The organism is Acinetobacter sp. YH12095, from assembly GCF_013419245.1.
In the GTDB taxonomy this organism is placed as follows: Bacteria; Pseudomonadota; Gammaproteobacteria; order Pseudomonadales; family Moraxellaceae; genus Acinetobacter; species Acinetobacter towneri.
Genome location: NZ_VPAL01000024.1, coordinates 23,041 through 32,521, shown reverse-complemented (window position 1 = coordinate 32,521; position 9,481 = coordinate 23,041). Strand labels below are relative to the sequence as shown.

6 protein-coding genes and 2 pseudogenes are annotated in these 9,481 nt (G+C 38.2%); 1 reads left to right on the top strand and 7 read right to left on the bottom strand.

Features of this window, described 5'->3' with window-relative positions; translation table 11 throughout:
* Positions 1 to 157 precede the first annotated feature (157 nt).
* The 4 genes from FTU35_RS12395 to FTU35_RS12380 form a co-directional block, all read right to left on the bottom strand.
* The gene (locus tag FTU35_RS12395) at positions 158 to 1,348 is read right to left on the bottom strand and encodes an MFS transporter (protein ID WP_180064770.1); all 1,191 of its coding nucleotides are present in this window, start codon (positions 1,346 to 1,348) and stop codon (positions 158 to 160) included.
* A 293-nt stretch (positions 1,349 to 1,641) separates the two neighbouring features.
* Complete coding sequence (gcvH, locus tag FTU35_RS12390; RefSeq protein ID WP_104851960.1) at positions 1,642 to 2,016, bottom strand: glycine cleavage system protein GcvH; 375 nt, start codon at positions 2,014 to 2,016, stop codon at positions 1,642 to 1,644.
* A 71-nt stretch (positions 2,017 to 2,087) separates the two neighbouring features.
* Positions 2,088 to 3,116, bottom strand: coding sequence for an AraC family transcriptional regulator (locus tag FTU35_RS12385; protein ID WP_096902549.1), 1,029 nt, complete (start codon positions 3,114 to 3,116; stop codon positions 2,088 to 2,090).
* A 227-nt stretch (positions 3,117 to 3,343) separates the two neighbouring features.
* Positions 3,344 to 5,203, bottom strand: coding sequence for an ABC transporter ATP-binding protein (locus FTU35_RS12380; RefSeq protein ID WP_154320748.1), 1,860 nt, complete (start codon positions 5,201 to 5,203; stop codon positions 3,344 to 3,346).
* Positions 5,204 to 5,624: 421 nt separating this feature from the next.
* Here FTU35_RS12380 and FTU35_RS12375 point away from each other — a divergent pair, with 421 nt between their 5' ends.
* Positions 5,625 to 6,083: a DUF2147 domain-containing protein gene (locus tag FTU35_RS12375; RefSeq protein ID WP_179991593.1), complete on the top strand. Its 459-nt coding sequence runs from the start codon at positions 5,625 to 5,627 to the stop codon at positions 6,081 to 6,083.
* 190 nt (positions 6,084 to 6,273) lie between these two features.
* Here FTU35_RS12375 and FTU35_RS12370 read toward each other — a convergent pair.
* From FTU35_RS12370 to FTU35_RS12360, 3 genes and pseudogenes are all read right to left on the bottom strand, one after another.
* Positions 6,274 to 7,466: pseudogene (locus tag FTU35_RS12370) on the bottom strand (helix-turn-helix domain-containing protein).
* Positions 7,467 to 7,800: 334 nt separating this feature from the next.
* Positions 7,801 to 8,079, bottom strand: a complete 279-nt coding sequence (locus tag FTU35_RS12365; RefSeq protein WP_218944518.1) for a hypothetical protein — start codon at positions 8,077 to 8,079, stop codon at positions 7,801 to 7,803.
* 83 nt (positions 8,080 to 8,162) lie between these two features.
* Positions 8,163 to 9,413, bottom strand: a pseudogene (locus tag FTU35_RS12360) (TonB-dependent receptor); the annotation flags it as partial.
* Between the last annotated feature and the right edge of the window lie 68 nt (positions 9,414 to 9,481).

Below are 9,481 nucleotides of genomic sequence, written 5' to 3'. Positions count from 1 at the left end.
ATCAACAATACAAAAAATTTCTGTAAAATCGTACATGGTAGTTAGAGCCTTTGGGTTGTGTCGTAACTTTCTAAATGGCTCTAACTACCTTTTTTTCAAGGGCTTTTCTTATCCGTAATTCGGGTTAAAATAACAATTCTTTTGCTGCTATTAAAAACTAAGCCTGAATATCTGCATTAGGTTGTTTAGCCACAACAAATTTATAGAAAATTAAACTGATTAAGGTCACAACAGCACAGAGCAAATACGCTGCGGTATAGTCATAACCCGCAATAATCCAACCTAGAATTAACGCGTCTAAGGCGATACCAATATCGTAACAACAAAAATACGTAGATGTGGCATGACCAATACGATCTTTAGGGGAGCGTTGAATTGAAATGGTTTGCAGGCAAGGTTGGGCAGACCCGAACCCTACACCAATTAATGCAGCAGCCAACATAAAACCGAATACACTGTGTACCTGACTCAAGACAATTAATCCTAAAGCAAATAATATAATTGCAGGATAAATCACATAACTCGCCCCTTTACGATCATAAATTTTGCCTGTAATTGGGCGCAAAATCATCATCGAAACTGCAAATATCACGAAGAATAAACTCGCATAAGACAGCATATTGCGTGATTCTGCAAAGGTGGAAATAAATGACATAATACTGGCATACGCGAAAGAAACCATCATCGCCATGAGTGATACAGGAATTGCTTTTTTCTCTACAAAATCTTGAAGCCCTAATTTACGTTTAGGTGTTGTTTCAGTTTTTACTTTTTGGGTCGCAATTGGAATCATTAAACAGAAGGCGAAACCTACCCAAACACTGACGGATAGTAAGGTAGAAATACTGGCATAAGAAACACTTTGAATCAGACTTAAACCAATTAAAGGTCCCAATACAATCCCTAAATTTACTGACACCAAAAAATAGCCCATACCTTCACCTTTGCGACTGTCTGGAATAAAGTTATTGGCAATAGGGACGGTAACTGTGGTGACAATGCTGAACCAAATCCCATGTAAAAAACGCAGTACGAGTAGAAACAGTAAACTATCTACAAAAATGTATGCCACGCTACACAGACAAAACATGATTTCAGAAACATATAAGGTTTTCTTTACACCAAATTTTTCAATAATCAAACCGCTAAATGGGCGAATCGCGATTGCAGATAACATAAACAAAGTCATGGCTAAACCTGCCTGTGACAAGCTACCACCCAACTCATTCACAATATTAATAGGCAAAATTGTCGTTTGCGCAAAATAAAATATGAATAAGAACAAGTTATTGAATAAGCAGAGAATAAACGACTTATTCCATAAATGTTCAGCATTTATAGCAGACATAATTTAAACCTATATGGTGAGTGGAGCAGCGTGTAATGTGTACTTTGTTATACAGATGCTTTGTTATTGGAAATCATCACACCGCGAGATCATGCAAAAAATAATAAACCCATTTATGTGAAAAGTACAGCTATTCAATAAAATTAAAATTAAAATTAGATTTTAATGCAATTATTTTAATTATTTTATCAAATAAAGATAATTAGGTTTATTTTCTAAAGTTGCAATACAAAAAAAATCAGCCGAAGCTGATTTCTTTGAATTTGAGCGATTAAACGCTGCAAATTTAAGGCTTATAAGCCAGATTCATAGTCTGCACTTGATAAAAGCTGTTCTACATCTGCCATATTGTCTGGTTTGATTTTATAAATCCAGCCTTTGCCATACGGTTCATCATTCACAAAATCAGGGTCATCTTCTAAATTGCTATTCACTTCAACTACTTCGCCTGAAACAGGGGCGTGAATATCTGAAGCTGTTTTAACAGACTCAACCACACCTGCTTGTTCACCCGCAATTACTTTTTGACCAACTTCAGGTGCTTCTACATAGACCAAATCGCCTAAAGCATCTTGTGCATGGTCTGAAATACCTGTGACGATCAAATCACCTTCAATACGCACCCATTCATGTGTTCTTGCATATTTTAATTCAGCAGGGTGATTCATTTGATAACTCCTTAAATTGTATCGAATCTTTTTGCCATGTTTTATACATGCTTTTTGCCAAAAACAAAAGTTTATAAATACGGATCTTTACGCCAATTGCTCGGACTGCGTCCACTCCAGCGTTTAAAAGCACGACTAAAATTAGCCACATCGCTATAACCCAATTCATCGGCAATTTGTTCTAGCGTGTAGTCGGTACGGGAAAGCAGGGAAGTCGCATGTCGATAACGGACTTCATCGACCAAGTTTGAAAATGAAGTACCTTCTGCAGCCAGTTGACGTTTGAGTGTGCGGTCGGACATGTGTAGATAGTCGGCAACATTTTCAATGCTTAAATAATGCTGTTCTGCATGAGTTAAAATATCACGCACCCGCATAGAAATTCGGCGACGTTCACCTAAAGCTGAAAGCTCAGCTTCACATTGATTAATCGCAATTTGACTGGCAATAGGATCGGCATTAATCATTTTTAAGCCCAGATATTGCTTATCAAAACTTAAACCTAAATACGGCTGATCAAAACGGAATTGATGATAAGGAAATTTCGCAAAATATTGATCAAAACCCGCAGGTTTTGGGAAGTCAAAATCGACTTCGCCCGTAAAGTGTTCTGTACCTGTCATGGCTTTACTCATGGTGATCATGCCAATAATTAAAGCGATGGCGATTTCTGTGCGTAAAGGTTCCATGTGAATATCACACTGCAATTGCAGACTGGCTTTTTCGCCAAAAGTCGAGAAAAACAATTGTAAAAAGGGCATACGCAGTTGAATAAAACGATTGGCTAAAATCAGCGCATCACTAATTTCATGCGCAGTCATAATCGCATAGCCAATAAAGCCATGAATAGAAATGCGCATTTGCGTACCAAGATGATAACCGAGCGTCGATTCGCCTGTAAGTTTTAAAGCATGTTTAACCAACTCATTGGCAATAGGTGTAGGAATACGACATTCTGGGTCTGCCAACATTTCGCTATTGAGTTGAAATGGTGCAAATAAGGTATCTGCGTTATAACCCCAACGGGATACAACATCCAAAACCAATAAGCCATAAACCCCTGGAACACCTTGTTCCTGACGTGCTGATATTGTTTTCATGCATGTTCCATTGCATTTGCTAATTTTATTTTAATTTGCCTTAGCGACTGTCATCTATGCATATCTTAGTTTGCCAAACGGCGACATAAGAACGTAGATGACATATTGCATCTTGGCATGAAAATTAAAGAAATTCTATGGAAATTGTTAGACAAAACAGGCTTTGACTATATGCGATAAATCTGCATTTCATCAAAGCCTGAGTTACAGCAAAGTTGCTGGAGATGCTAATTTTTATCAGTCGATGGTTTTACGATTTTATCTTGTTCAATTAAAAAACCACCTGTTTGACGCTGCCAAAGTTGTGCATAAATTCCGTTCATAGCCACCAGTTCATCATGCGTACCTTGTTCTGCAATACGTCCTTGATCGAGCACAATTAAACGATCCATTTGTGCAATGGTAGATAGTCTGTGTGCAATCGCGATTACAGTTTTACCTTGCATGAGTTCATCGAGGCTCGATTGAATTGCCGCTTCAACCTCAGAGTCGAGCGCACTGGTGGCTTCATCTAAAATTAAAATAGGCGCATCTTTTAAGAAAACACGGGCAATGGCAATACGTTGACGTTGTCCACCTGAAAGTTTAACACCCCGTTCGCCCACGTAGGCTTCATAGCCTTTTTTGCCACGTAAATCGGTCAATTGTGGAATAAATTCTTCGGCTTTGGCTTTGCGTACAGCTTCAAACATTTCTGCATCAGTCGCGTCAGGACGACCATATTTAATATTTTCAGCCACAGTACGGTGTAATAGCGAAGTATCTTGAGTCACAAGTGCAATATTTTTACGCAAACTGTCTTGGGTCACATCTTCAATATTTTGCCCATCAATCATAATTGAGCCGTGTTTAAGCTCATAAAAATGTAAAAGCAATTGAATTAAGGTCGATTTACCTGCGCCTGAACGTCCCACGATACCAATTTTTTCGCCTGCACGAATATGCAGATTAAACTGATCAATCACGTTTTTACTGTTATAAGCAAAACTGACATCTTTAAACTGAATTTCGCCCTGAGCAACTTGTAATGGCTTCGCATTGACTTTGTCTTGAATCGCAATTGGACGTCCAAGAGTTTTCATACCATCTTGAATGGTGCCGACATTTTCAAACAGGGCAGAGGTCTGCCACATCATAAACTCGGCAATACTGTTGAGTTTAAGAATCATGGCTGTGGTGGCTGCAATAATCCCCAATTCTGCACGACCATTTAACCACAGCCAAATTGCAGTACCTAAAACGCCTACATACAACACCACGCTCAGTAAATTGATGCTGATTTCATATTGAGCGCCCAAACGCATTTGTTTATAAACCGTCACCATAAATTCTTGCATAGATGCTTTGGCGTATTGGCTTTCACGGCCTGCATGCGCAAACAATTTTACGGTTTGGATATTGGTATAAGCATCGGTCACACGTCCTGTCATCACTGCACGTGCATCGGCTTGTTCATTAGATACTTTGCTCAAACGCGGAATAAAATAAGCTGCTGCAAGAATAAATAAAGCCAACCATAGCAATAACGGCAAAATGAGCATTGGAGAAATTGCGCCCAATACTAGGCTAATCGTAATAAAGTAAATGAATACATAGGCAAGCATATCGCCCAAAATGACCCAAAACTCACGTACTGCTAAGGCGGTTTGCATGACTTTGGCAGAGAGTCTTCCTGCAAAATCATTATGGAAAAAATCCAGACTTTGTTGCAACATTAAATTGTGGAAACGCCAACGCAAACGCATTGGAAAACCACTGTATAACATTTGATGCTTCACAATTGACTGCGCACTGGCAAAAAAGATATTGGCCAATAAAATACAAAACAGCAAAGTAAGGTTCTGCTGATGTTGCGCAAGGAAAGTATCTGGCTGACTTTGACTAAGCCATGTGACTAAATCGCCAATTTTTGCATATAGCAAAGCTTCAAAGCTGGCAGCGCCTGCAGTACATAAAACCAATAACAATAAATATGGACGTACACCTGAAGCTGCTTGCCAAACAAAGGCAAAAAACGTGGTTGGCAAGGGTTCGGTCAAACCTTTATTTGGATAAGGATCTATAAGTTTCTCGAACCACTTGAGCATACGATGTTACCTTGATGACTAAACCTAAATTTAAAGATAGATAAATTTAAGACAGTAAAAACAAAAACTTAGGATAAAGTTAAGAGCATTCCTGTGAATATTTCTTAACTTATAGTGATACAGCTTGTAGGTCTAGTTTACGCCATAACACAGCAAATGTTGAAAATAGAAATATAGATGATTAATTTGCATACAAAATCACGTTATAGATTCACTTTTATACATAAAGCTGCAACACATCAAAAATTATCCATCCACAAAACGCGTATTGGTTCACATTTTTAATGATATTTCATCGAACCAATAGCATATAAACATTTAATTTTAATGAAAAAATTAATTTAAATTCAACATTGATTGCTATAATCACGCCCATTTTTAGCACAACCGTGCTGTAAATTGGTTTTAAGTTGATATTTTTATGATGCGTAATTTTTTAGGTGCAATTGCACTATATTTGGGATTTATTTTTTCTGCTCAAGCCATGCCATTTGATCCATTGATTGGTACATGGAAAGTCATTGATGATCATAAAGGGCATTATGTTGCAGAAATTGTGATTCGTAAGAACTCTAAAACTTCGGAATATAGTGCTGTAATTACTCGAAATTTGTTATCGGTAGGCACAATTCAATTAGAGGTATGCAGTAAATGCCAAGGCAACTTAAAGAATCAGCCCATAAAAGGCATGCAGGCATTAGAAGGCTTAGTGGCAAATTCAAATCCGAAACAATTTTCGCAAGGACAATGGATTAATCCGAAAGATGGTTATGTCTATAAAATTGATGCTCAATTAAATGCGGCGAATAATCAAATGAAAGTATATGGCAAAGCCAAGAGCGCGAATGCGATTAGCACGATGACTTGGAAAAAACTTTAACAGATTGTACGGCGTATTTTTGAAGCTACTTGATTGAAAGATTGAGTAGCTTTTTATCTTTTTGTGAATGATAAGATAAATTGAGACACCGAACACTCAAAATAAACCCATATATATCAATTACTTAATATATTCATGTTATTCACCAATTAAAATGTCTATGCGATAAACCATTTAAAATGTCCTGTTTTTAACTGCAAGAGTCAAGAACAGGATTTAAATTTCTTTGTTCAATAACAACTTTCTGAGCTTTACGACTCGGCATACTTTTCTTGGCACGGGAACTTTTATTTTGTTTTTCCAACTCTTCATGTTGTTGCTGGATATGGGCCAGAACCGCACCTAATCTTTTATTCTCAACTACTTCATTCTGCTGCAGTCTAGCCAGTTTATTGAAAATACTGTAGTTGATCTTCCGTCCTTCGTGCATGATGGCCACAGTACCATCTGGATACTCTAAAAATGTTATGTATTGCCCAACAAGTTTGTGGTTCAGTGGTGTTGGCTCAAGCATATAAATACACTTGTCATACGTGATAGTCAGATTCTTGGTGACCTTACGCGGTTCCTGCCAGGTAAAAATATCCTCTAGCTCAGCATCAGATTCCGTTAAAGGTCGATGCAAGTTCTTCGAGTTTCTCGCACACTTGGCAAACTTCTGATTGAACTGCTCAATGAAGCAGGGCAGCCAAGCATTGGCCTCGGTAATTGAGCAGATGCCTTCCAAACGCATTTCCTTGATCAGGCGATCCTGCAGAGTTCTGTTGGCGCGTTCCACACGTCCTTTGGCCTGTGGTGAGTTGGCAAAGATAATATCGATGTTTAATCAAAGGTCGTTTCGGCCTCACAAAAGCGCAGATGCAACAGCTTTCCAGTGGCATCATCAATATAAACCAACAAGCAGCATTTAGCGTCACGTCCTTCAAACCAATCGTGATATGAGCCATCAATCTGGATTAGCTCACCAAAGCAATCGCGGTTATATCGAGGTTGATATGGACGTTTCTGGCGCTTGGATCGCGGAATCCAGAGACCATTTGCAGTCATCCAGCGCCGAAGCGTTTCTACAGGGATATTCAGGTCAAATATGCTGTTGAGCTTCTCATGCGCCAAGGTGGAACCAAAGCCCAGCAGATGTTCAGAAATAATGGAAAGGCACTTTGATTTTAACAAGTCATCATGACGACGATGACCCGGTTGACCACGACTGGCATGTGCCAGACCTGAAACACCGTCTTGATTGAGCTTGTGCAATAATCGAGTAATTTGGCGTGTTGAAAGATTCAGAATTTCTGCAGCACGGACTTGTGTAATACGTTGATCTCGAACATCTTGCAGGACTGCAAGACGTTGTATTTCCTTGTCAGACATAGTGATCAGCATCTCAAGTTTATATCCAGTCCATGATGTTGATGCGCATCATAGACCAGACATTTTTATTGGTGAGAATACAGACACTTTAAATGGTTTCTAACAATACAATTGCGCATAATCTATATTATGTTAAATAAGATATCTAAAGACAGCACCCGATTTAGTTGCGTTACCGCAACTCATTTTGATCGTTGGTGCTGCACCTGACAGTTTCGATCATAAACGATCTTGCCGTCAAGTGTATCCTAAATAACATAATATAAGTTATGCCGAAATCAGAACACTACTCGATTTGCGTGCAAGCAAGCTTACGCAAATCTGCGTGGCTATGACATCAATATCATTATTGATAAGACTTGATCTCAGCCATAATTTTTTGAATGGATGCTCTATCGTGAATTTGTAAATAATCTCTTATGTAGATGAGTTTATTTATATTTTTTTGAAGTACGTCTTGTTGTTCAGGATCAGCTAATTTCATCTGTCTGCTTAATTTAAATATCAAGCTACAAATACTTTCCCTGACTATTTCATAGTCAATAATTTGATTATATTCAATATGTTGTTGATCAGATAAAGTCTTGTCTAAATGATCTAAATTAAACTGTATGAGTTGTATCATGATATCGATCCCAAGAATTATCCCCTAAAAATTAGGGTTTTAGCTATCTTTTAGTCAAAAGCTATTCTTCTTTTATACCAAATCTAAAAATTCAGATTTAAAGATAAAGTCGCTGTACGTGGCGCACCTAAGAATAAATAATCATCACCATAAAATTCACCTGCATCACGCCAGTATTTCTTATTCAATAAATTATTGATGTTGAAACGTAACTGTGCATCGGTTGTATTCAACTTAAATTGATATGCAGCGCCTAAATCAAAGACACTATAACCGCTCACTTTTGCAGTGCCTTGCTTATTGGCATATTTGCTTGAACTATACTGACCGCCTGCAAGCACTCGTAAACCTTCAATATTGGGTACTTGATAAGTAAGATGTGTTGCAAAACGAACTTTAGGCACGTTTTGCGCTTGATGATTGCCATATTCAACCGCTTCAACCTCATCTAAACGAGCTTTGGTCAATGCTAAAGATGAGCTTAATGCCAGATGATCTGTTAATTCTCCATTCAGCCCTAATTCTAAACCAAGGCTACGTTGCTCACCTTCTTGAACAAAATAACGTTTATCTAAGATCGGCTTAGAGTATTGATTATCTTGACGTAAATCAAAAATAGCTGCGGTTAATAAAAAGTTATGAATCTGCTGTTTTAAACCAATTTCATATTGTTCAGAATGGATTGGTGCTAAGGTTTCTGCACTATTTTCTACAAACCAAGGCGCAGTTTTTCCATCTGACAGCCCTTTTGCATAAGAAGCATACAGAGTTGTTGATTCTGATGGGCTATAACTCACAGCAAATTGTGGTAAAAATTTATCTAAATCCGTATCGCGGGTTTTTATCACCTGTGCACTAAATGTATTGCACGAATATGCTGCCTCACATCCATCTCGGTAATAACCAAAAGGAAATACCGAATAATCATCCACCTTAGATTTACTGTGTGATGCCACCAATCCTAAATTCCAGTCATCATTGAAAGCATAGTTGTATTTTAAACTGGTATTTAGACTATCAATTGTGACGGGCTTGCCCCAGCTTTGGTAACCTAGTAAACGCTCCCATTTCACATTTTGTGGCACTTTGCCATCAAGTAATTGATAACCCGGAACAGATTTTTGTTCTGATCGCTGCGCTTCAAGATCAAACTCAAATTTGGATTGTGCTGTGGCTTTCCAATCCAATGCCAATGCCGCCAAATAACGCTCGCCATCTACATGATCTACATAAGAATCAATCTGTTCATTGACTAAATTAATGCGATAGCCAAATTGGTGATCTTCTCCCAAAAATCCCCCAACGTCCCCTGCTACTGCAAATTGTCCATGTTCATCTGCAGAAAAGCGCAGCGCCTGAATATCTTTAGGTCGCTTAGTGACATAATCGTATCAAGTTATTG

Coding starts and splice junctions, on each gene's coding strand:
- FTU35_RS12380 (WP_154320748.1), bottom strand. CDS start 5,203: ATGCTCAAGTGGTTCGAGAAACTTATAGATCCTTATCCAAATAAAGGT.
- gcvH (WP_104851960.1), bottom strand. CDS start 2,016: ATGAATCACCCTGCTGAATTAAAATATGCAAGAACACATGAATGGGTG.
- FTU35_RS12395 (WP_180064770.1), bottom strand. CDS start 1,348: ATGTCTGCTATAAATGCTGAACATTTATGGAATAAGTCGTTTATTCTC.
- FTU35_RS12385 (WP_096902549.1), bottom strand. CDS start 3,116: ATGAAAACAATATCAGCACGTCAGGAACAAGGTGTTCCAGGGGTTTAT.
- FTU35_RS12365 (WP_218944518.1), bottom strand. CDS start 8,079: ATGATACAACTCATACAGTTTAATTTAGATCATTTAGACAAGACTTTA.
- FTU35_RS12375 (WP_179991593.1), top strand. CDS start 5,625: ATGATGCGTAATTTTTTAGGTGCAATTGCACTATATTTGGGATTTATT.